This window comes from Dysgonomonas sp. ZJ709 (assembly GCF_011039195.1).
Lineage (GTDB): Bacteria > Bacteroidota > Bacteroidia > Bacteroidales > Dysgonomonadaceae > Dysgonomonas.
The window spans coordinates 1-24,290 of sequence record NZ_JAAKEM010000014.1; the positions used below are offsets into that span (position 1 = coordinate 1).

General features: G+C 37.3%; 23 protein-coding genes. 18 read left to right on the top strand and 5 right to left on the bottom strand.

Translation table 11 applies throughout. From position 1 onward, the window contains the following. The 3 genes from G7Y56_RS10690 to G7Y56_RS10700 all read left to right on the top strand — a co-directional run. On the top strand, window positions 1–963 hold a 963-nt coding region (locus tag G7Y56_RS10690; RefSeq protein WP_165043326.1), incomplete at its 5' end, for a M28 family peptidase. Between the two features lie 247 nt (window positions 964–1,210). Continuing rightward, entirely contained in the window at window positions 1,211–2,200 is a 990-nt protein-coding gene (locus tag G7Y56_RS10695) for a M28 family peptidase (protein WP_165043328.1), read from the top strand. Between the two features lie 85 nt (window positions 2,201–2,285). Further along, window positions 2,286–2,711 (top strand): SufE family protein, encoded by a 426-nt coding sequence (locus tag G7Y56_RS10700; RefSeq protein WP_165024616.1) that lies wholly within the window; start codon window positions 2,286–2,288, stop codon window positions 2,709–2,711. Between the two features lie 3 nt (window positions 2,712–2,714). Here G7Y56_RS10700 and G7Y56_RS10705 read toward each other — a convergent pair whose 3' ends face one another. Next, window positions 2,715–3,359, bottom strand: a complete 645-nt coding sequence (locus G7Y56_RS10705; protein ID WP_165043330.1) for a thiamine diphosphokinase — start codon at window positions 3,357–3,359, stop codon at window positions 2,715–2,717. A 180-nt stretch (window positions 3,360–3,539) separates the two neighbouring features. Here G7Y56_RS10705 and G7Y56_RS10710 point away from each other — a divergent pair, with 180 nt between their 5' ends. The 15 genes from G7Y56_RS10710 (at window position 3,540) to pyrF (ending at window position 20,664) form a co-directional block, all read left to right on the top strand. Beyond that, window positions 3,540–3,863 (top strand): hypothetical protein, encoded by a 324-nt coding sequence (locus tag G7Y56_RS10710; protein ID WP_165043332.1) that lies wholly within the window; start codon window positions 3,540–3,542, stop codon window positions 3,861–3,863. A gap of 196 nt (window positions 3,864–4,059) precedes the next feature. Next, the gene (gene nspC / locus G7Y56_RS10715; RefSeq protein WP_165043334.1) at window positions 4,060–5,202 is read left to right on the top strand and encodes a carboxynorspermidine decarboxylase; all 1,143 of its coding nucleotides are present in this window, start codon (window positions 4,060–4,062) and stop codon (window positions 5,200–5,202) included. Window positions 5,203–5,625: 423 nt separating this feature from the next. Continuing rightward, entirely contained in the window at window positions 5,626–6,279 is a 654-nt protein-coding gene (gene rpe, locus G7Y56_RS10720; protein WP_165024605.1) for a ribulose-phosphate 3-epimerase, read from the top strand. 20 nt (window positions 6,280–6,299) lie between these two features. Next, a complete protein-coding gene (locus G7Y56_RS10725; RefSeq protein WP_165043336.1) occupies window positions 6,300–8,273 on the top strand; it encodes a ComEC/Rec2 family competence protein in 1,974 nt (657 codons plus the stop codon). 136 nt (window positions 8,274–8,409) lie between these two features. After that, the gene (locus G7Y56_RS10730) at window positions 8,410–9,438 is read left to right on the top strand and encodes a bifunctional oligoribonuclease/PAP phosphatase NrnA (protein ID WP_165043338.1); all 1,029 of its coding nucleotides are present in this window, start codon (window positions 8,410–8,412) and stop codon (window positions 9,436–9,438) included. Window positions 9,439–9,464: 26 nt separating this feature from the next. After that, the gene (locus tag G7Y56_RS10735; protein ID WP_165043340.1) at window positions 9,465–10,070 is read left to right on the top strand and encodes a DUF4827 family protein; all 606 of its coding nucleotides are present in this window, start codon (window positions 9,465–9,467) and stop codon (window positions 10,068–10,070) included. Between the two features lie 20 nt (window positions 10,071–10,090). Further along, entirely contained in the window at window positions 10,091–11,476 is a 1,386-nt protein-coding gene (glmM, locus tag G7Y56_RS10740) for a phosphoglucosamine mutase (RefSeq protein ID WP_165043342.1), read from the top strand. A 96-nt stretch (window positions 11,477–11,572) separates the two neighbouring features. Then, window positions 11,573–12,262 carry a DUF2461 domain-containing protein gene (locus tag G7Y56_RS10745; protein ID WP_165043344.1) on the top strand — a complete coding sequence of 230 codons (690 nt, stop codon included), beginning with the start codon at window positions 11,573–11,575 and terminating at the stop codon, window positions 12,260–12,262. Between the two features lie 52 nt (window positions 12,263–12,314). Beyond that, window positions 12,315–13,211, top strand: a complete 897-nt coding sequence (locus G7Y56_RS10750; protein WP_165043346.1) for a diaminopimelate dehydrogenase — start codon at window positions 12,315–12,317, stop codon at window positions 13,209–13,211. Between the two features lie 14 nt (window positions 13,212–13,225). Further along, the gene (ispE, locus tag G7Y56_RS10755) at window positions 13,226–14,047 is read left to right on the top strand and encodes a 4-(cytidine 5'-diphospho)-2-C-methyl-D-erythritol kinase (protein ID WP_165043348.1); all 822 of its coding nucleotides are present in this window, start codon (window positions 13,226–13,228) and stop codon (window positions 14,045–14,047) included. Window positions 14,048–14,135: 88 nt separating this feature from the next. Further along, on the top strand, window positions 14,136–15,113 hold the full coding sequence (locus G7Y56_RS10760) for a lytic transglycosylase domain-containing protein (protein WP_165024587.1): 978 nt from the start codon (window positions 14,136–14,138) through the stop codon (window positions 15,111–15,113). Window positions 15,114–15,146: 33 nt separating this feature from the next. Further along, the gene (gene uvrA / locus G7Y56_RS10765; protein WP_165043350.1) at window positions 15,147–17,984 is read left to right on the top strand and encodes an excinuclease ABC subunit UvrA; all 2,838 of its coding nucleotides are present in this window, start codon (window positions 15,147–15,149) and stop codon (window positions 17,982–17,984) included. Between the two features lie 102 nt (window positions 17,985–18,086). Further along, entirely contained in the window at window positions 18,087–18,587 is a 501-nt protein-coding gene (tpx, locus tag G7Y56_RS10770) for a thiol peroxidase (RefSeq protein ID WP_165024582.1), read from the top strand. Window positions 18,588–18,742: 155 nt separating this feature from the next. Next, complete coding sequence (gene prfA / locus G7Y56_RS10775) at window positions 18,743–19,828, top strand: peptide chain release factor 1 (RefSeq protein WP_165024580.1); 1,086 nt, start codon at window positions 18,743–18,745, stop codon at window positions 19,826–19,828. A gap of 11 nt (window positions 19,829–19,839) precedes the next feature. Then, entirely contained in the window at window positions 19,840–20,664 is an 825-nt protein-coding gene (pyrF, locus tag G7Y56_RS10780) for an orotidine-5'-phosphate decarboxylase (RefSeq protein WP_165024573.1), read from the top strand. A 76-nt stretch (window positions 20,665–20,740) separates the two neighbouring features. On the opposite strand, the gene G7Y56_RS10785 is transcribed toward pyrF, so the two are convergent. From G7Y56_RS10785 to G7Y56_RS10800, 4 genes are all read right to left on the bottom strand, one after another. Continuing rightward, window positions 20,741–22,159: an ammonium transporter gene (locus tag G7Y56_RS10785; RefSeq protein WP_165043352.1), complete on the bottom strand. Its 1,419-nt coding sequence runs from the start codon at window positions 22,157–22,159 to the stop codon at window positions 20,741–20,743. Window positions 22,160–22,195: 36 nt separating this feature from the next. Next, on the bottom strand, window positions 22,196–22,552 hold the full coding sequence (locus G7Y56_RS10790) for a P-II family nitrogen regulator (protein ID WP_165024566.1): 357 nt from the start codon (window positions 22,550–22,552) through the stop codon (window positions 22,196–22,198). Between the two features lie 21 nt (window positions 22,553–22,573). Further along, window positions 22,574–23,293 (bottom strand): hypothetical protein, encoded by a 720-nt coding sequence (locus tag G7Y56_RS10795; RefSeq protein WP_165043354.1) that lies wholly within the window; start codon window positions 23,291–23,293, stop codon window positions 22,574–22,576. A gap of 286 nt (window positions 23,294–23,579) precedes the next feature. After that, window positions 23,580–24,284, bottom strand: coding sequence for an SAM-dependent methyltransferase (locus tag G7Y56_RS10800; protein WP_165043356.1), 705 nt, complete (start codon window positions 24,282–24,284; stop codon window positions 23,580–23,582). Window positions 24,285–24,290: the final 6 nt, after the last annotated feature.

The window sequence follows — 24,290 nt, forward strand, 5'->3', positions numbered from 1 at the left end:
CTCTTACTTTCGTTAGTGGCATGCTCATGCAGCAATAGGACTGCAACTAATACGAATGCGGTTCAGGCATACGAGAAGATATCGCCCGATTTTAGTGGCGATAGTGCATATCACTTTGTTGATAGACAAGTAGCTTTCGGACCCCGCGTTCCCAATACAAAAGAACACGTGGCATGTGGAGATTACCTTGTCGGCGAATTGAAACGTTTTGGAGCAGATGTAAAGGAACAAAAGATGGTTGTTACCGCTTTTGATGGAACTAAGCTGAATGCACGAAACATAATAGGTTCATACGGATTGGATAAAAAGACCAGAGTTCTTTTATTTGCTCATTGGGATACCCGCCCTTTTTCGGATCATGATCCGGATTCAAATAATCATCATAAACCTGTACTTGGAGCAAACGATGCAGGTAGCGGAGTAGGAATATTACTCGAAGTTGCACGTGTTATACAGCAGAAAACACCTGAAATAGGTATAGATATTATCTTTTTTGATGCAGAGGACTATGGTACACCTGCTTTTGCGGAAGAAAAACCCGGTGATTGGTGGTGTCTGGGTTCTCAATATTGGGGGGCTAATCCCCATGTGCCAAATTATAAAGCGAAATATGGTATATTGTTAGATATGGTCGGGGCGGCTGACGCTACTTTTTACAGAGAAGAGTATTCGAGGTATTATGCGAACGATATAGTTGAGAAGGTATGGAGTACAGCCCGACAGCTAGATTACGGTGCATATTTTGTCAGTAAAAATGGCATGGGAGTGACTGATGATCATGTATATGTGAATCAAAAAAGGAATATACCTAGTATAGACATTATTCATACGAATGCAGATTCATCATTTGTTTCGCATTGGCATACTCAAAAAGATGATATGAGTAATATTAGCAAAGAAACGCTGAAAGCTGTGGGGCAAACAATATTAGAAGTAATATATAAAGAGAAAGAAAAAAAGTAAATAGGCTTTTGTTGCTTTATAAGCAAAAATAGAGAGCTGCTTATAGTGAAGTCGTCTCGACTTTTACTTTAATCACAGGGTATATGGCTTTTCTTTTTATTATTAAGATATAAATAATAAGATGTCATTTCTTATCTTTACAGCCGAATTTTAAGTGTTATCAAGCATTTAGACTCTTTTCAAGTATTGAATTATTGTGTTTTTATATTGTAAAAAAAATAGGTTGAAGACCTTAATTATACGAAAAATGACAATTAAGAATATTTCTTTTATTACGCTCTTACTTTCGTTAGTGGCATGCTCATGCAGCAATAGGACTGCAACTAATACGAATGCGGTTCAGGCATACGAGAAGATATCGCCCGATTTTAGTGGCGATAGTGCATATCACTTTGTTGATAGACAAGTAGCTTTCGGACCCCGCGTTCCCAATACAAAAGAACACGTGGCATGTGGAGATTACCTTGTCGGCGAATTGAAACGTTTTGGAGCAGATGTAAAGGAACAAAAGATGGTTGTTACCGCTTTTGATGGAACTAAGCTGAATGCACGAAACATAATAGGTTCATACGGATTGGATAAAAAGACCAGAGTTCTTTTATTTGCTCATTGGGATACCCGCCCTTTTTCGGATCATGATCCGGATTCAAATAATCATCATAAACCTGTACTTGGAGCAAACGATGCAGGTAGCGGAGTAGGAATATTACTCGAAGTTGCACGTGTTATACAGCAGAAAACACCTGAAATAGGTATAGATATTATCTTTTTTGATGCAGAGGACTATGGTACACCTGCTTTTGCGGAAGAAAAACCCGGTGATTGGTGGTGTCTGGGTTCTCAATATTGGGGGGCTAATCCCCATGTGCCAAATTATAAAGCGAAATATGGTATATTGTTAGATATGGTCGGGGCGGCTGACGCTACTTTTTACAGAGAAGAGTATTCGAGGTATTATGCGAACGATATAGTTGAGAAGGTATGGAGTACAGCCCGACAGCTAGATTACGGTGCATATTTTGTCAGTAAAAATGGCATGGGAGTGACTGATGATCATGTATATGTGAATCAAAAAAGGAATATACCTAGTATAGACATTATTCATACGAATGCAGATTCATCATTTGTTTCGCATTGGCATACTCAAAAAGATGATATGAGTAATATCAGTAAAGAAACACTGAAAGCTGTTGGTCAAACAGTATTGGAAATAATATATAAGGAGAAAGAAAAATAAGTTTATAAATTTTTATTGATTTTATAAACGAAAAATACGGCTACTCGCTAAATGTTAATGTAGTGGTATATAAACTATAATAGAAATGGCTACGATAAACGAAATACAAGACGAAATAATAGAGGAGTTTTCTATGTTTGACGATTGGATGGACCGTTATGGTCTATTGATCGAATTGGGAAATTCGCTTGAAAAATTAGATGAGAAATATAAGGTTGAAAACAATCTGATAGAAGGTTGTCAGAGCCGCGTTTGGCTGCATGCTGAATACGTGGATGGTAAGGTTGTATTCAATGCCGAAAGTGATGCTGTTATTGTAAAAGGAATAATAGCCTTGTTGATAAAAGTATTATCAGATAAAACGCCCGACGAGATTATCAATACAGACCTCTACTTTGTAGAACGGATAGGATTGAAAGAACACTTATCACCAACACGTTCGAATGGTTTGGTTTCAATGATTAAACAAATGCGTTTCTACGCAATGGCATTTAAAGCTAAAAATAGCTGATTTTTATAAGAAAGCCCTGTAAATAATCATTCTTCCATTTGTTTCTATACAAAATTCTTTGTCAGTCGCTTCATTGAGGGTTGCCTGCCACCAGTTTGTGAATTCATGATTTGTAACAGGGTAAAGTAAGTTATGTGTTGTGACTTTGCAGCGATCGATACTAAATAAGGATACCTGTTGTTTGAGAGAGCTCTCGAATGCTGAATTTGTTTCTATTCCTACAAATACCCCATAGTCTGTAATCATTTCTACATCGCCACACTTCATGTATTCGCAAAGAAGACTTATATTGCCTATCGTATGATCTTCACGTTTGCCGGTTGCCCCCAATATTGTAATTTTCTTACGACTTTGTTCAATACAAAAGTGAACGGCTTTGGTCAAATCATTTGTATCTTGTTCGGATATGCGATGAATGATATTTGAAAATCGGAGTTGGTTTTCTTTGGACAATGAATCGCAATCTCCAACTATGGCATCGGGTATTTTATTCGTATGAGACAGATTATTGATAGCACCGTCACAGCAAACCAGATATTTACTATTCTCGAGTATCGATAGCGTGATAGGGTGGGTTGGGAATTCTCCGTTAGCCAGTATAACGGTTTCGATTTGTTGATTTATAACAGGAAGGGTATATTTTTTCATTTTAAGTATCAATGTCGATAGAATATCTTTATAAGATGTAAATATATAAACTATACTTTTTTAATTAGGTAAAACAAATAAATACTTTCACTTGTTCTTATACCTAGGCAAGCATATTTGTTTTAATTGATTGGATAACAGTTGGTATGCTGATTGTTGTAATTTGAAAAAATATATCAAATGAAGAAGTACGTTATTTTATTAATGAGTATTTTGTTTACTTCTGTATTAGCTGTCAATGCTCAGGATTCTACTCGTGTGAGTAAAAAGAAAGTAAACAAAACCGAGACTAGAGATTCTAAAGAAGAAGGCAGATCTGGTCGTAAAGGGAAAAAATCGGATTCTAAGACTTCAAAAGAAGGCAAAGAAGAAAGAAGTACTGAAAAACGCGAAAGATCTGAATCAAGATCATCTCGTAAAGAAGGTAAAAGGGGAGATAAGACCCGTACAGAAAAGACAACAAATGCAGAGGGTGTAGAGGTTGAACCAGAAGGTGTAGAGTAAATAATTAAGTAATTTGATTGTCGAAATATGAAAGAGCCTGTTTGTCTTCGAGATAAGCAGACTCTTTCATATTTATTAATGTCTATATATAAGAAAGGAAAACCGTTTATTATTCTATTCGACAAAAAATTCCGACCTTTGCATAATCTTTGAAATAAGCATAATTTCGACTAAACTTAAAAAAAGAGAATATCTGATGATAGAAATAAATAAAGTACCATCTCCATGCTTTGTAATGGAAGAAGAATTGTTAAGAAAAAATCTTTCTCTTATCAAATCTGTAAAGGATAGGGCAGGAGTGGATATTATTTTGGCATTCAAAGCGTTCGCTATGTGGAAATCATTTCCGATCATACGCGAATATATTCCCCATTCCACAGCTAGTTCCGTTTTTGAGGCACAATTGGCATACGAAGAAATGGGAAGTCGTGCACACACATTTTCACCGGCATATACTCATGAGAATTTTCCGATTTTCATGAAATACAGTAGCCATATAACGTTTAACTCTCTATCGCAGTTTAATCGTTTCTATCCGGAAGCTGAAAAGTACGATGAGAAAGTATCATTTGGCTTGCGTATCAATCCCGAATATTCGGAAGTCGAAACAGATCTTTATAATCCTTGTGCACCCGGTTCGCGTTTGGGTATCGTAGCCGATTTATTAGGCGACCAATTGCCCGAGGGAGTAGAAGGTTTGCATTTTCATACACTTTGTGAGTCTTCATCTTACGATCTGGAGAAAACATTAGAACAAATTGAACTGAAATTTGGACACTTACTGTCTCAGGCTAAATGGTTCAATATGGGTGGTGGTCACCTCATGACCCGTAGCGATTATGATATAGAGCATTTGATCAAGGTTCTGAAGCGTTTCAACGAAAAATATCCGAATCTCCATGTTATTATGGAACCGGGTAGCGCTTTTGCATGGCAAACAGGTATTTTAGTATCTACTGTAGTTGATGTTGTAGAGAACAAAGGTATAAAAACAGCTATATTAGATGTTTCTTTTGCTTGTCATATGCCAGACTGCTTGGAGATGCCTTACAAACCACAGATCAGAGGTGCATATCATGAACCTGTGGCAGGATTACCAACTTATAGAATGGGAGGAAGCAGTTGCTTAAGTGGCGATTTCATCGGTGAGTGGTCGTTCGATGAACCATTGCTTGTGGGTGATAAAATTATTTTTGAAGATATGATTCATTACACTATTGTGAAAACAACGATGTTTAATGGTATTTCTCATCCGGCAATCGCATTGTGGACAAAAGATAATCAATTGAATATTTATCGTGAATTCGATTATCAGGATTATAAAAGCAGAATGAGTTGAGTCTGGAACTCTGTTTATTGTTTTTAAGCGGGGGGACTATATTAAAAATACTAAATAGTTAAAAATGAGATTGGAGGCAATAAGCTTTTTTAATTTGCGTTTCAATTAAGTACGAAACATAAATAATAATTGGCCTATGAAAAAAAACATTACTCCTAAACTCAGTAATATATTTACTAAAAAAGAAAAGATGGTTGTCGCACCTTCTATTAAAATATTAGATTTTTTGAAACTGTTTTCACGCACTTATTATGTTGAAAAATCATTGCCAAATTCGCTGAATGAGGTTTGTGTAAATTGACTTCATAATATGCAGCAAGTAAAAATATAAGGTACAAAGGCATTATGCTTTTTGTACCTTTTTGTTTTTGTGCTGATTGTCTTTTTAGTACTTTTGTTTATATCAATATAAAATTCAATCGTATGAGCCATAAAATAGCACCATCTTTGCTTTCCGCAGATTTTTTGAACTTACAGTCAGATGTAGAAATGATTAATAACAGTGAAGCAGATTGGTTTCATTGCGATGTAATGGATGGGAGTTTTGTCCCTAATATATCTTTTGGATTCCCTATCATTAAACAAATTAGTAAGATAGCAAAGAAGCCTTTGGATGTACATCTTATGATTGTTAACCCCGATAAGTATATTAAAGAGGTAAAAGATTGTGGCGCATATATGATGAATGTGCATTACGAAGCCTGTATTCATTTACACCGTACGATAGGAGCTATTCACGATGCAGGAATGAAAGCCGGTGTAACTTTAAATCCTCATACCCCTGTATCTCTGCTCGAAGATATTTTGCAGGATGTAGATATGGTTCTATTAATGTCTGTAAATCCCGGATTTGGGGGGCAGAAATTTATAGAACGCTCTGTAGAAAAAGTTGCTCGTTTGAAGGAAATGATTCTGAAGCGAAATCTGTCGACACTGATACAAGTAGATGGAGGTGTAAATCTCGAAACAGGTAAACGTTTAGTTGATGCCGGAGCAGATGTGCTTGTGGCTGGGAATGCAGTATTTGCAGATCCTAATCCAACAGAAATGATACATAGGTTGAAGAGTATTGTATGATGCAGGGAGAATGAGTTGAGATGCAAAACGCTTTGTCTAAAACTCCTTTTCTAGCATTGCTAATACCTTTGATTAGCGGTATTGTACTTCAATACTATTTCAATATACAAAATTGGAGCATAGCATTCTTCCTCTTGGGAGCGATTGTTATGCTCTTTTCATATTTAATACCCAAGGATAAAGAGTTTAGATTACGTTGGCTGTTTGGTGCAGGTTTAAGCCTTTTCCTTATTGGCATTGGGATTACGACTAGCGGTTATCGTCAGCAGGAATCGTCTTTTATATTTTCCGATCAACCGCAAACTTACCGAGCCATCGTAACAGATACACCGCAAGAGAAACCTCGTTCTGTGGCATATAAAGTCCGGTTGCCAGATGTAGATAAGCAAATAGTTTGCTATTTTCAACGTGATACATTATATAATACCTATTTGCTGCCGGGTGATGAGTTCCTGTTTAAAGGCAAGATACAGGCTTTTAAGAATCAAGGAAACCCTGATGACTTCGACTATGTGAGCTTTATGCATAATAAAGGTTTTGCAGGTTCTGTTTACATACCATCCGATTCGTGGCAAGCAACGGGAAGATCTTCTTCGTCGTTGATAACACAAGCATTAAGATGTCGTCAGCATATATTGATATTTTATCAATCGTTAGGTTTCAATAATACTGAATATGCTATTCTTTCAGCATTGACACTCGGGTATCAGGATGCCTTATCTGACGATCTGAAACAATCGTTCAGAACAACAGGTACAGTTCATGTCCTTTCTGTCAGTGGTCTACATGTGGGAATAATCTATGTGATGATAAGTTTTTTGTTGAGTTTTATTCGTCGTAATTCAAAATACTATTGGTTGAAACCCACCATTATTATTGTCTTACTTTGGGTATATGCTTTCATAACGGGGTTACCGCCTTCAGTTATTCGTGCAAGCGCTATGTTGTCTGTTTTCTGCGTGTCGGAGGTTTTCAACCGGAAAAGTTTCTCTGTGAATGCACTTTATATCACAGCCTTTTTTATGCTGCTGATAAGTCCTTTTTCCCTTTTTGATATAGGATTTCAATTGAGTTTTATGTCTGTTCTGGCTATCGTCTATTTACAACCTCGGACATCCGATTTATTAGCTGTCAAAAACAAGTATTTACGTGCATTCTGGCAGATGTTTACTTTATCTTTAGTTGCTCAATTGGGAACTTTCCCTTTATGTCTCTACTATTTTGGGACATTCCCAACTTATTTCTTTATAAGTAATCTGCTGATTGTGCCACTGGTATCACTTATCACTTATTCGGTAGCAGGAATATTTCTGGCAAAGTTATTAAGCTATATTATGCCAAGCTTGAGTGTTTACTTATTCTATCTGCCGGTCAATATATTGAAACTGTTGGTTGGGATAATGACTTCGGTTATTGAGTTTTTTGAAAAGCTGCCTTTTGCTCTGATTGAAAATGCTTATGTTTCATTGTTCGATCTGTTTTTAATAGCCATCACTATAATAAGTTTTTTACTTGTTGTCATCTATAAGAAGCCAAGATCGTTACTTGTTGGTTTATCTTCTATTCTCATATTCTTTAGTATTCATCTATATGATAATCTCTGTAGTAAACCCGATTCAATTACGGTTTATAATAGACGAAATACAACTGAAATTAAATGGAATATCGGGCATCAAAATTATATGATAGAAAACGAAGATCGAGCAAGAGGGTATAAGTTGGTAGAGATAGATGCAGTTAAATTACTGATTATATCTAAAAATATTTGGAGAGATAAACAGAGTGACGAAAAATTTGTAGTTGATTGCTTGGTGCTAACAGGAGATAATTCCCTGTCTTTATATTCTTTAACTCAATTGTTTTCTATGCAGGAGGTTGTTGTAGATGCCTCATTATCAGCAAAAACAGTGAGTCGATTGAAGGGTGAATGCCTAAAACTGAATATTCCTTGTTATGATGTGGCACAAAATGGTGCATATAGTTTGATTTTTTAGTATTTTTGCACTGAATAGACATACTAGCTATTTATCACTGTATAATTGACTGATGGTATGTTTTACTTACAATACCGATAAACTTAAGGATAGGTCTGAGACCTTAATATAGACTCAAAGGAGAGAGAATAAATAAATGATTTCAAAGATAATAGACAGTCGTAAAATATCGCAAGTTGAAGATTTACTAGATAAGCATGACAAAATTGTAATTGTAACACATGTTTCACCTGATGGAGATGCTATCGGTTCATCATTGGGTTTGTATCACTATCTAAATGATTTAGGTAACGAAGTTACAGTAATAGTTCCGAATGTTTTCCCTGACTTTTTACGCTGGATAAAAGGAGCAAAAGATATATTGGTTTATGAAAAATATCCCGAATATGCTCAAAAACTTATTGAAGAAGCTCAGTTGATATTTTGTCTTGATTTTAATATACCTAAGCGTACTAATAATGTAGGCCCTCTTATTGAGGCAGCTAAAGCTAAGAAGGTAATGGTGGATCATCATCCCGAGCCTTCCGATTTTTGTGATGTTACGATTTCGTATCCGCAAATATCATCTACAAGCGAACTTGTTTTCCGTCTGATTTGTCGTATGGGAGATTTCGAAGCTATGAGTAAAGAGTGTGCCGAAGCTATTTATACAGGTATGATGACTGATACAGGAGCATTTACCTATAATTCAAATAATGCCGAAATTTATTATATTATTGGCGAATTACTTAAAAAAGGAATAGATAAAGACCAAATATATTCTAATGTCTATCATAATTATTCAGAAGATCGTTATCGTATGCTTGGGTATACATTATCTGAAAAGATGAAGATATATCCTGAATATAATGCTGCTCTTATTTGGCTGACAAAAGAAGAACAGGCTAAATATCATGCAAAGAAAGGCGATACGGAAGGATTTGCTAATTTGCCGCTGAATATTTCGAAAATAATTTTTTCAGTTTTCCTTCGGGAAGACAATGAAATGATAAAAATTTCGTTACGTTCACAGGGGGATTTCCCAACGAATAAATTCTCGGCCCAATGTTTTAACGGAGGAGGGCATCTGAATGCATCCGGTGGTGAATTTTATGGAACTTTGGAAGAGGCTATCGCTATTTTTGAGAAGACGCTTCCCGAATATAAAGATTTATTGATAAAATAATAACGTACATAATATTAGAAATTTAGATGAGAAAAATTATAGGATGTATATTTGCTTTTATAGGATTAGCTATTGTAATTTCTGCTTGTAGCGGAGATACTTATGCTAAGAAATTGGACAAAGAAAAGAAAGCCATTGAGCGATTTATAAAAGAAGAAGGTATCACTGTTATTGACTATTACCCCGTAAATAGAGCGTTTAAAGATAAAGAGTTTTTTAAAGACCCTAAAACAGGTATCTATCTTCATGTGATAGATTCGGGTGTTGGTGAAAAAGCTAAAAAATTTGTAGCAGGAGGAAGCCAAGGTGGAACTTCTGTTGATATGAGATATGCTGATACGCGTTTTTTAGGAGATACAGTAGTCTGGACGAATAATGGACCTGATGATGGTCATTATGGCTTGTCTTTAACTTATGGAAATACAGGAAGTTATACTTTTGCGTATACTACTTCACATAAAGACATATTGTTCTATGCATTTTTGTCACCTGGCTGTGCTTTCCCTTTGCAATATGTGCGTGATGGAGCAGTTGTTAGTATGATTGTACCTTTTTCACAAGGATCGAGCCAGCAAACTGGCGACTATTCTACCCTTTATTACGGATATTTGAAATATACATTTGCAGATTAATATAAAAATAATACTTTGAAATGGCACTTATAAAATCGATTTCTGGTATCAGAGGTACAATCGGAGGTAAAGTAGGTGAAGGCTTGAATCCTTTAGATACAGTTAAATTTGTATCGGCTTATGCCTCTTTTATTCAACGGAACAAACAAACGGATTCGAACAAAATTGTTGTTGGTCGTGATGCCCGTATTTCAGGTAAAATGATGGAACAGTTGGTTGTAGGTGCTCTTATGGGTGCTGGTTTTGATGTGGTGAATATCGGCCTAGCGACAACCCCTACTACCGAACTGGCTGTAACAATGGAGAATGCCAGTGGTGGAATTATTCTTACTGCTAGTCATAACCCACGCCAATGGAATGCGTTGAAACTTTTGAATGCAAACGGCGAATTTCTTAATGCAAAAGAAGGCGAAGAGATACTTCGTATGGCCGAAGCCGAAGATTTTGATTTTGCGAATGTAGACCATTTAGGCAAAGTTGTAGAAAAAGATTATACAGACAAACATATACAGGCTGTACTCGATCTAGAGTTAGTTGATGTAGAAGCTATAAAAGCTGCTGATTTTGAGGTGGCTATCGATTGTGTGAATTCAGTTGGAGGAATCGTTCTCCCTCGTTTGCTAAATGCTTTAGGCGTGACAAAAATAAATGAATTATATTGCACGCCAAATGGAGATTTTCCTCACAATCCGGAACCGCTACCTGAGCATCTGGAAGATATTTCGGTAATGATGAAGACAACAGATTCTAATGTTGGTTTCGTTGTCGACCCGGATGTTGACCGCTTGGCGATCATCTGTGAAAATGGAGAAATGTTTGGTGAAGAATATACACTTGTGGCAGTGGCCGATTATGTATTGAAACATACACCGGGTAATACTGTGTCTAATCTAAGTTCGAGCCGTGCTTTACGTGATGTAACACGTAAGTATGGATGTGAATACAGCCCGTCGGCAGTAGGAGAAGTAAATGTTACTGCTAAGATGAAAGCGACAAACGCAGTAATCGGAGGAGAAGGCAATGGAGGTATTATTTACCCGTCGAGCCATTATGGCCGTGATTCTTTAGTTGGCATCGCATTGTTTTTAAGTCATTTGGCTAAAGAGAAAAAGACTGTAAGCGAAATACGTGCAAGTTATCCGCAATATTATATAGCAAAACAAAAGGTAGAACTAACGCCCGAGATAGATGTAGATGCTATTTTGGCGGCAGTGAAAGAGAAATTTTCATCGGAAGAGGTTACTGATATCGATGGTGTGAAGATCGATTTTCCTGATAAATGGGTGCATTTGCGTAAGTCGAATACAGAACCTATTATTCGTGTTTATTCTGAAGCTCATACAATGAAAGAGGCTGAAGAAATAGGAGGTGAAATAATGGCTGTAATCAAACAGCTGGCAAAATAACAGGGTAAAACCAGATATGAAAACAGTAGGATAACAATCATTTTATTTATAGATTTGTTATCCTATTTTTTTGTTTTATATAAATCACAGACGATTATGGCAGATTTAGCAGCATTCAACGGTTTTACACATGCGACAATTCAGTTCCTCCAGGGTTTGAAAGAAAATAATTATAAAGAGTGGTTTGAAGAGCATCGTGATGTTTATGAACGAGAGCTGTTGAACCCATTCAAAAGTCTTGTGGTGAGCCTATCCCCTGCTATGCATAATATCGATCCGCAATTCGAACTGCGTCCTCATCGGGTAGTATCCCGTATTTATAGGGACGTGCGTTTTTCAAAAAATAAAGATCCATACAAAACGTGTCTTTGGATGACGTTTCAGATACCGGTAGCCGCAGGCGACTGGCAGAATTATCCCGGATATTTTATGGAACTTAGCGACGAAGGCTATCTCTGCGGTATGGGGCTATATATGGCTAAGAAGAAAATTATGGACGACTTTAAAGATAATATAAAATATAATGCTGCTGAATTTAAGGAGGTCACTCAAAAGACCGTTCTGGACAGAGGCTTTAGTATAATGGGCGAAGACTATAAAAGGCAAATACCAAACGATCTGTCAGAATATTATCAGCCATGGATGCAAAAGAAAAGTGTTTGGGTTGCAAAACAAAGACCGATAGGAAACGAGGTATTTTCTGCTAAATTCGCCGAACAGATACAGGAAGATTTTGTAGCCCTTGAATGGTTATATAATTTCTTTAAAGAAAGTCAACCTGAATAAAATAATTAAGGTTTCCGACCTTTTAATAAATAATAGACAAAACAAAAATAGAATGAAGAAGCTTAGAGCAGCCATCGTTGGGTATGGCAACATTGGTAAATACGTTTTAGATGCAATAGTAGCGTCTCCCGATTTTGAAGTAGCAGGTATTGTTCGTCGTGATCCGGCTAATATTCCTGAGGAAATAAGTAAATATACCGTAGTAAAAACAGTTGCTGAACTGAACGATGTAGACGTAGCAATACTTTGTACTCCGACACGTAGCGTAGAGATTTACGCTAAAGAATGTTTAACAGCTGGTATCAACACTGTTGATAGTTATGACATTCATGGTGGCATCGTAAATCTTCGCAAAGAATTAAATGCTGTTGCTGTGGCAAACAATACTGTTTCAATAATCTCGGCAGGCTGGGATCCGGGAACAGATTCTATGGTGCGTTCGATGATGGAATTTATGGCACCTAAGGGTGTAACCTATACCAACTTTGGTCCGGGTATGAGTATGGGGCATACAGTAGCTGTAAAAGCTATAAAAGGAGTGAAAGCAGCACTGTCTATGACTATTCCTTTGGGAACGAGTATTCATCGCCGTATGGTGTATATCGAAGTTGAAAATGGTTATAATTTTGAAGAAGTTGCGGCAGCAATTAAATCTGACGATTATTTTGTTAACGACGAAACACATGTGAAACAAGTAGATTGTGTTGATGATCTTAAGGATATGGGACACGGTGTAAATATGGTACGCAAAGGAGTTTCGGGTACTACCCAAAATCAACTTTTAGACTTTAATATGAAAATCAATAATCCTGCTCTCACAGCTCAGGTACTCGTAGCTTCGGCACGTGCAGCTATGAAGCAAAGACCGGGAGCGTATACAATGATCGAAGTTCCTGTTATCGACTATATTTATGGTGATAAAGAAGCTTTGATTAAAAAGCTTGTATAAAATAAAGATCGTATATGATTTGTTTCCCCAATGCAAAAATAAATCTCGGATTAAATATTGTATCTAAACGAGAAGACGGTTATCATAATCTCGAAACAGTTTTTTATCCTATTGCAATAAAAGATGCTTTAGAGATTATTGTTAAAGAAGATCAGTCAGAAGATATTTTTATCGAAGCAGGTATTAAAGTTGATGCTGCACCGGAAAGTAATCTGGTAATAAAGACGCTTAAGTTAATGCGAAGGAAATATGAATTTACTTCGTTGGAAGTTCATTTACTTAAGAAAATACCCTTTGGAGCCGGTTTAGGCGGTGGCTCAGCAGATGCTTCTTTTATGTTGAAGTTGATAAATAAGACTTTCGATCTTGGGGCGTCTGATAAAGAACTAGCCGATATTGCTGTTCATTTAGGGGCTGATTGTCCATTTTTTATTTACAATCGACCGATGTTTGCAACTGGGATAGGAGAGGTTTTCGAAGACGTGGAGTTATCCCTTAAAGATTATACGCTTATATTGATTAAACCGGATATTCATGTGTCTACAAAAGACGCTTTTGCTCAAATAAAGCCTTTAGAACCGAGTGTGTCTCTTAAAGAGATAATAAAGAGACCCTTGACAGAATGGAGGGACTTGATGATAAATGATTTTGAGAAAAGTGTTGTTGCTAAATATCCTCTAATCAATGAGATAAAAGAGACAATGTATAAGCATGGTGCTTTGTATGCATCTATGACAGGATCAGGCTCTTCCGTTTTTGGAATATTTAACGAAGACGTTAAAGCCCTTCAAACGCTTTATCCAGACTGTAATATCTGGGTTGTAAAGGGTATGTAAGTTCTTGTCGGTATCTTTATTTTACGAAATAAAAGCCGTATCTTTGATAGATGTATCTATTGGAGATGCGGTTTAATAATTTTATTTTATGAAAAAAATAGCATTGTTCATTATACCGGGTGTTTGTATCTGTGTGTTAGCTGTCTTTCTCTTGTCAAATAACAGCAAAGTAGAAGTTGAAACAAAGACACCTTATGTTTTGTCGATGACAAAATCGATAGATGTACCTCATAAAGTATCGTTTGCAGGCGAAGATCTCGATTTGGACAGATATGATCTGCATGAGCGCTACGATAGAGAGATAAACGGATTCACTTATTTGCATTCGACAACAATGTTGTTAATAAAGAAAGCAAATCGTTATTTTCCAATTATCGAACCTATTCTTAAAGCAAATGGAATACCCGAAGATTTTAAATATCTGGCTGTTATAGAAAGTAGCTTGAATCATCGTGCGGTATCTTCTGCAGGAGCAGCAGGGCTATGGCAGTTTATGCCGAAGACAGCACCATCGTATGGGCTGGAAGTAGGTTCGGAGGTTGATGAGAGATACTCGGTAGAGAAGTCAACCGAGGCGGCTTGTAAATATTTCAAACAGGCATATAACAAATACGGTAGTTGGGCTAGTGTGGCTCTTTCTTACAATGCAGGGCAAGGGCGAATTAGTGGCGAATTGGATAAACAACAAGTAGAAGATGGCTTAGATCTTTGGCTTGTAGATGAAACATCGCGTTATTATTTCCGCATGTTGGCTATAAAACAACTTTTTGAGAGTCCATACAAATATGGTTTCGTATTAACGGCAAATCAGCTATATAAACCAATGGAGTTTAAATCGGTTGAGATAACTGAATCCATTCCCGATTTAGCAGCTTTTGCTAAAGATAACGGACTTACTTACGCACAATTGAAAGATTTTAATTCGTGGCTTCGCGACAGGAAACTGACGATTTCGCCTAAAAGCCAAAGATCATATACAATTCTTATACCTAGCCAGCAATCCCTTTATTACAAAAAAGGTGACCAGGTGAAAGTTCATGATAAGAATTGGATTACACAAGATTGATAACTAGTAATATAAAGCACGTCTTTTTATTAAATGGAAACAGAACAAGTAGAGGAAAAAGAGAAAATAAACGTGTATGGTGCACGTGTTCACAACTTAAAAAATATTGATGTAGAAATTCCTCGTGATTCATTGGTCGTTATCACCGGTCTGAGTGGTAGTGGCAAATCATCATTAGCCTTTGATACAATTTTTGCAGAAGGTCAACGCCGATATATAGAAACATTTTCAGCTTATGCCCGTAGTTTCTTGGGCGGAATGGAGCGTCCTGATGTTGATAAAATAACAGGACTCAGTCCCGTTATATCTATAGAACAAAAAACAACCAATCGTAATCCCCGTTCTACAGTGGGAACTACCACCGAAATATATGACTTCCTGCGTTTGCTTTATGCACGTGCCGGAGAAGCATATTCATATCTCACCGGAGAGAAAATGGTGAAATATACCGAAGATCAGATTCTGGAACTTATTCTGGAGAGGTATATAGGGAAGAAGATATATTTACTGGCTCCTGTTGTTCGTAGCCGTAAAGGTCATTACAAGGAGTTGTTTGAGCAAATAAGCAAGAAGGGGTATCTTACTGTTCGTGTCGATGGCGTTATCCGCGAAATACTTCCGGGTATGCGTGTCGATCGATATAAAATTCATAATATCGAAGTGCTTATCGATAAAATGGTTGTATCGAATAAACATGTCGACAATCTAAAGAAAAGCCTTCGTGTAGCGATGAAGCAGGGAGATGGTCTTATTCTGATTGAAGACGTAGAAACCGAAGAGGTACGTCATTTTAGTCGTCAGTTAATGTGCCCGTCTACAGGTTTGTCGTATAGCGAGCCTGCGCCAAATACGTTCTCGTTCAATTCGCCTTATGGAGCATGCCCTCGATGTAAAGGACTTGGGGTCATCAATCAGATCGATATGGATAAGATTGTGCCGAAGCCTCAGTTGAGTATTTATGCCGGAGGTATAACACCATTGGGCAAATATAAGAACTATTTGTTTTTTTGGCAGATAGAAGCTATTTGTGAAAAGTATGGAGTTACGATCAAAACGCCGATCAAGGATATTCCCGAAGAGGCGATGAATGACATAATGTTCGGTACTGACGAGCAATTGCAGATTAAGAATGAATCTCTTGGAGGTGCGTCAAATTATACAATAGCTTTCGAAGGTGTTGCAAAGTATATATCGATGCAGCAGGAGAGTGAAGCCTCGGCTTCGGCTCAAAAGTGGGCGGAGCAGTTTGTGAAGACAGGAACCTGCCCTGATTGTGATGGGCAGCGATTAAACAAAGAAGCGCTTCACTATAGGCTTAATGGAAAGAATATAGCTGAACTTGCCAATATGGATATTCAGGAACTGTATAATTGGATACAGGATGTTGATAAACATATATCTGGCAGACAGGCAGCCATTGCTTCGGAAGTAAAAAAAGAAATTCTGTCTCGTCTTACTTTCTTGTTGGATGTCGGGTTAAATTATCTTTCGTTGAATAGATCATCAGTAACACTGTCAGGAGGGGAAAGCCAACGCATACGTTTAGCTACTCAAATAGGCTCGCAGCTGGTAAATGTCCTGTATATATTAGATGAGCCAAGTATTGGTCTGCATCAGCGTGATAATACTCGATTAATAGATTCGTTAAAGAAATTACGTGATACAGGGAACTCTGTTGTGGTAGTAGAGCATGATAAAGAAATTATGCTTGAAGCAGACTATGTTGTTGATATGGGACCGTATGCCGGGCGTAGAGGTGGCAAAGTCGTGTTCTCGGGCACTCCGGCGGAAATGCTTAAAGCCAATACGCTTACATCCGATTATCTGAATGGAAGACAGGAAATAGAAATTCCCAAGAAAAGAAGAACAGGAAACGGCAAAAAGATAACACTTAAGGGAGCTACAGGTCATAACCTAAAGAATGTGACAGCCAGTTTTCCTCTTAACACATTTATTTGTGTGACAGGGGTATCGGGTAGTGGAAAATCAAGTTTGATAAATGCGACATTGCAACCGATATTGAGTCAGCATTTATATAAGTCATTAGCTGATCCATTGCCCTATAAAACAATAGAGGGGATTGACAACGTTGATAAAGTAATAAGTGTCGATCAATCGCCAATCGGTCGTACGCCTCGTTCTAATCCGGCTACATATACAGGTGTATTTTCAGATATAAGAAATTTGTTTGTTAATCTGCCGGAATCGAAAATCAGAGGGTATAAACCGGGACGTTTTTCTTTTAATGTAAAAGAAGGGCGTTGCGAAGTATGCGGAGGGAATGGCTACAAGGTGATAGGTATGAATTTTTTACCGGATGTTTTTGTTCCTTGTGAGGAATGTCATGGTAAACGTTATAATAGGGAAACACTCGAAGTCCGTTTCAAAGGTAGATCTATTGCCGATGTATTGGATATGACAATTAATATGGCGGTCGAGTTTTTTGAAAACGTTCCGGTAATATTAAATAAGATAAGAGTACTGCAAGAAGTAGGGCTTGGCTATATAAAATTGGGGCAGCCATCTACTACCTTATCAGGAGGAGAATCCCAAAGAGTGAAACTTGCTACAGAATTAGCTCGCGTAGATACAGGGAATACTATATATATACTTGATGAGCCGACTACCGGACTCCACTTCGAAGATATCAGGGTTTTGCTCGGTGTTTTGAATAAATTGGTGGACAGAGGTAATACTGTAATTGTCATAGAACATAATCAGGATATAATTAAAAGTGCTGATTATATTATAGATATGGGTCCAGATGGTGGGGCTGGGGGTGGAACCCTTATTGCTAAAGGGAAGCCCGAAGATATAATCAAAGTGAAGGGTAGTTTTACAGCTGAATATCTCGCTAAAGAGTTCGACTAAAAAGCTAATGTAAAAAAGTGTGAATTTATTGTGGAAAAAAGCTTCAAAGTATTGCTCTGACGAAAAGAAACACTATATTTGTAATGTAATAATGAAAATGATATGGCAACAATAACATTCAAAGGTGCAAATGTAAATACAAGCGGAGACTTACCTAAAGTGGGTACAGTTGCTCCTGCATTTACGTTAGTGAAGAATGATTTATCTGAATTATCTCTTGCAGATTTGAAAGGTAAATATGTTGTTCTGAATATTTTCCCAAGTTTGGATACCGGAGTGTGTGCTTCTTCTGTTAGAAGATTCAACAAAGAGGCTGCAGGTTTATCTAACACAGTCATTCTAGCAGTGTCGGCTGATTTGCCTTTTGCTAGTGGACGTTTCTGTACAACAGAAGGAATTGAAAATGTAATTCCAGTTTCTGTATTCAGAAATCCTGAATTTGCTAAAAATTATGGTGTATTAACAATCGATGGTCCATTGAAAGGTCTTTTGGCTCGCTCAGTGGTAGTTGTTAATCCCGAAGGAAATATATCGTACACAGAGTTGGTTCCTGAGACTACGGTTGAACCGGATTATCAGACTGCAATCAACTCTATTGTGTAGTTTTGTAAAGTTTGTGTTAAGGTTGGAAAGTCTGCGAAGGATTTCGCGGGCTTTCTTTTTTTTATTTTTCCACTTCTGCTTTTGCCTTTGCGGTTTATATTAACCTTTTTCCTTACATTTGCACTCGAATAAAATTTAGAGACTAACTATACAGAATGACTCAATTATCTTTATTAGAAAAACTTGATGTTTTAGTAATCCGTTTCGAAGAGATTGGGAAACTAATTACTGATCCTAATATTATTAGTGATATGAAGCGGTATGTCAAGTTGACTAAAGAATATCGCGATCTGGAGAAGATTGCTAATGCTCGTAAAGAGTATCAGCAAGTCTTATCAAATATAGCTGAAGCAAAACAAATTCTGGACGCAGAAAGTGATCCGGAACTAAGAGAGATTGCGAAAGAAGAACTGGAGGAATCTAATAGTCGATTACCTGTATTAGAAGAAGAGATAAAACTGCTGCTTGTTCCTGCCGATCCGGAGGATGCTAAAAATGCTATTGTTGAGATTAGAGGTGGTACAGGTGGTGATGAGGCTGCGATTTTTGCAGGTGATCTTTATCGTATGTACACTAAATACTGCGAATCGAAAGGTTGGAAAACTGAAATAACAAGTCTTACCGAAGGTACTTCGGGTGGATTTAAAGAGATAATATTTACCGTAGCAGGTGAAGGTGTTTACGGTATATTAAAATATGAATCGGGTGTTCATCGTGTACAGCGTGTTCCTGCTACAGAAACACAAGGTCGTGTACATACATCTGCTGCTACTGTTGCAGTTTTGCCTGAGGCCGAAGAATTTGATGTGGAAATAAAAGAATCGGATATTCGGGTTGATACTTTTTGTGCATCAGGAAACGGTGGGCAATCGGTAAATACAACTTATTCTGCGATACGTCTGGTACATATACCTACAGGGGTTGTAGTTCAATGTCAGGATGAAAAATCACAGTTGAAGAATAAGGCTAAAGCTATGGTCGAGTTACGTAGCCGTATCTACAATATGGAATACCAAAAATATTTGGATGAGGTAGCTTCTAAACGTAAAACGATGGTTTCGACAGGAGACCGCTCTGCCAAAATCAGAACATATAACTATCCTCAAGGTCGGGTTACCGATCATCGTATAAACCTTACATTGTATAATTTATCAGCTATTATGGACGGTGATATCCAATCGATAATAGATCAGTTGATAATAGTTGAAAATACAGAACGTTTGAAAGAGAGTGAATTATAATAAATAAAGTTATGACTAAGCAAGAATTATTCGAAAATATAAAGAAGAAAAAGTCTTTCCTATGTGTAGGACTGGATTCAGATATAAAAAAAATACCGGCTCATTTATTAGAGGAAGAGGATCCTATTTATGCATTTAATAAAGGGATAATAGATGCCACTGCAAAATACTGCGTGGCTTATAAACCGAATACTGCTTTTTATGAAAGTCTAGGTATTAAGGGTATTCTTGCATTAGAAAAAACAATAGAATATATTCGTACTAAATATCCGGATCAATTTATTATTCTGGACGCAAAACGCGGAGATATTGGTAATACATCAGAAATGTATGCAGTCTCTGCATTTGAACATCTTAAGGCAAGTGCTGTTACTGTTGCTCCTTATATGGGAGAAGACAGCGTTAAGCCTTTTCTTAAATACCCGAATAAATGGATTATCCTGCTCGCATTGACATCAAACAAGGGTTCACAAGATTTTCAACTAATAGAAGATGCTAATGGTGAGCGCCTGTTCGAGAAAGTTTTGAAGAAGTCGCAAGAGTGGGCTACCGATGAGCAGTTGATGTTTGTGGTTGGTGCTACTCGAGGTGAAATGTTTGCTGATATTCGAAAACATGCTCCAAATCATTTTTTATTAGTTCCGGGAGTAGGAGCGCAAGGCGGAAGTTTAGCTGAGGTTGTGAAATACGGAATGAATGACCAATGTGGACTGTTGGTAAATTCTTCTCGCGGTATTATTTATGCAGATAATACGCTTGAGTTTACTTATGCCGCAGCGGCTGAGGCTAAAAAACTTCAAGAAGAAATGGCAGGATATTTAGAAAAATTACTATAATCATTTTTTACATTATAATAAAAGCGAGAGGTTTATGCCTCTCGCTTTTCGTGTTTAAATGATAGAAGAATACGATTTATTCATCTTCGCTGTAAGCAATTTCACCGTGTTGTGAAATATCCAGACCGATAGATTCGTCATCCTTAGTAACTCTAAGTCCGATCGTTTTGTTAACAATAAAGAATAGTATGATAGTTAGTATTGCACTATATGCTATTGAAGCTCCGGTAGCAATAACTTGTGTCCATAATTGATTCCAGTCGCCATATAAGGCTCCTTGCACGCCTTCTGCACCGGTGATGGTTTGTGTTGCAAATACGCCTGTAAGAATAGATCCGACTATACCACCTATTCCATGTACGCCAAAGGCATCTAATGAATCGTCGTATTTCAGTTTTGGTTTTACATAGGCAACCATGCAGTAGCAAATTATTGTTGAGATCAGACCTATACAAAATGCTCCTAGTACATCTACTGTTCCGGCAGCAGGAGTGATAGCAACTAACCCGGCAACCGCTCCGGTACAAAAACCGATTGCTGTAGGTTTCTTATTGATAAGCCAATCTAGTGCCATCCATCCTGTGGCAGCAACAGCAGTAGCGAAATGTGTTACAAGGAATGCATTGGCAGCCAAGCCATCGGCAGCTAGTCCGCTTCCTGCATTGAAGCCGAACCAGCCTACCCACAATAGTGCTGTTCCGATAAAAACCAATGGTATGCTGTGTGGCGTAACGGGATGTCCCGTAGTTCTGTATCCTTTTCGGCGACCAAGCATAATTGCCATAACGAGTGCCGAAATACCGGCGTTGATATGTACTACTGTACCTCCTGCAAAATCAATAGCTCCCATTTGTTGTAGCCATCCACCGCCCCATACCCAGTGAGCCATGGGATTGTAAACGATAATAGCCCATAAGATAGTAAATACAAGGAATCCCGAGAATTTAATTCTTTCGGCAAATGCACCGATAATTAGAGCCGGTGTGATAACGGCAAACATACATTGGAAGAGTGCAAATAGTAATTCAGGTATATTTGCTCCCGGCACTAATGTGTTGAGTGTTATTCCGTGTAGGAATACTTTGTCTAGTCCACCCATTATAAAACTCAAAGGATTACCTGATTCTATAAAAGCGGTGCCGAATACCCAACTATATCCAAATGATATCCAGAGTATACTTATCACTCCTGTAATAACTAAGCATTGCATTATAATGCTTAACACGTTTTTTTGACGTACTAAACCACCATAGAAAAGAGCTAATCCAGGAATTGTCATCATCATTACTAGAATAGTTGCTACAATAATCCACGCAGTATTTCCCGAATCTAATTGAGCTACTTCTTCTACAACTGCAACTTCCTCTGCGGGTACTATTACTGCTATTGTGGTTGTAAGGCTATCGGCTACAACAGGTGTTGTATCTTGGGCTGCAACTGCTATCGAGAATGCGAATAACAGTATTGCCATATATTTTAATATTCTTGGTTTCATATTCTTCTTTATTATTTTAGCTAAATCTTTACTATCCTATTTCTCATCTTCTTTGTCGTATAGCGATTCGTCTCCATGATCACCGGTACGAATACGAATTGATTGTTCGATACTGGAAACAAAGATTCTGCCATCTCCACTTTCGCCTGTATACGCCGATTTAAGTATCACATCTATTGATTTTTCCACGTTGATGTTTCTGACAACAAACGAAATAAATATTCGGTCGATTGCATTTACATCATAGGCTATCCCTCTGAATATTAACCCTTGGCGGGCACTTCCTTGTCCTTTTACATCCCACCATGATAAGAATTCTATATCGGCTTCGTGTAAAGCTTTACGAACTTCATTAAATTTTGCTTTGCGAATAATTGCTTCAATCTTTTTCATAATTCATTATTGTTATTGTACTTAATTTATTTTGATGCCAAATACGAAATGAATGTCTTCATGTGCAGGATTGGCTATTAGATTACCGAATATGGGTAGTGTTATTTTATCAGTGATCTTTATATTTTTCAGAGCACTTAACTGTATTGAGGTGAATTCAAAGCCGTCGGTATTATAAACAGCACCGCTCCAAGGTGTAAATCCTGTAGAAATTCCCATTTCTAGATTATCAATAGTAAAAGGATATGCGAACTCTATATATGTGGAATAGGAGTTATTACCATTGTCTTTTTTATTTCCTTTGCCTAATACGAAAGTGTTCCATGAAACACTTAACGGAAAAGATTCTGCAAAACTGTAACTTGCCGTTAGTTCGAGATAATGACCGTTACCGCCTGTAGGTGCACTAAAGTAGCGGAAAGCAGCTTCGCTGTCCCACCAATAATCGGTAACCAGAAATTTAAATCCCGAATTTTCGTAAGATGTATAAAAATCTATTTCTTTGGCTCCCGAATTTCCAAGGTCGGTTGAACCCCATGTGCCTAAAGTGAAATTTTTATAGCTGGCATTTAAGGCTGGTTGAATGCTTGCGCCACCACCTTGTTTGATACCTCGCCAAACATATGAGCTAACCAGGTCGGCACCGAGATTAGCACTTAATTTATCTTGAGCTGTTGCTAGTACTGGCAAGAATGCCAATAAGGAAAAGTAGACTGACTTCGTAAGTAATGATGTCTTCATAATTAAAATATTTATAGATGTTAAAATCGTATATTTATTTATATTATGATACTAGATATGGTCTTTATCTGTCTTTGTGATTCTTAACGATGTAAAAGTATGTCAAAATATCTTTTTGTGCAATTTTATTTCAAATAAAAATCAAAAAATCAAAATATTTGTTGATTTGACTTCTTTTTGCTCGTTTGTGTTGAGGTTTTGTGGAAAAATGTTTTGGGTTGAGGCATAGGTATTTAAGGCAACAAAATATGCTGACCTATATAGATAAGTAAATAAAATGTAGATTCTATTTATACAAGAGGAAGATACACGGCTTCTTTGCCATATCAGGTAGCTTTTTAGACCACTCCTTCACCGGTAATGTTTTGATATATTCATCTTCACAAGTGATATTCATGGCTATGCAGAGTTTAAGAGAAGATGGACAGTTTTTAATAAGGTCTTCTACTATTTTTAAATTGCGATAAGGTGTTTCGATAAATATTTGAGTCTGATCTTCGTTTAGGATGCGGTGCTCTAGTTGTTTTATCTTTTTTACACGTTCGCCACTATCGACAGGAAGATAGCCCTGAAATGCAAAACTCTGGCCATTAAATCCTGATGCCATAAGTGATAGGAGAATAGACGATGGTCCAATGAGCGGTATTACATTATAATTCTTGCGTTGAGCAATAGCGACTATATCGCTACCCGGATCAGCTATGGCGGGGCAGCCTGCCTCTGAAATAATTCCGATATGAAATCCTTTGCTGATAGGGGTGAGGTATGTTTCTATTTGCTCGAGATTGGTATGCTTATTCAGCTCGTAGAATGTAAGTTCGTCGATATCGATAGACGCATCTACTTTTTTGAGGAAACGGCGAGCCGTACGTATATTTTCTACAATGAAATGTTTTGTTTGCAGAATAATTTCCTTGTTGTAAGAGGGTAATACTCTTTCTATCGTTGTTTCTCCTAATGTAACAGGTATCAGAAAAAGAGATGGTTGCATGTTTAT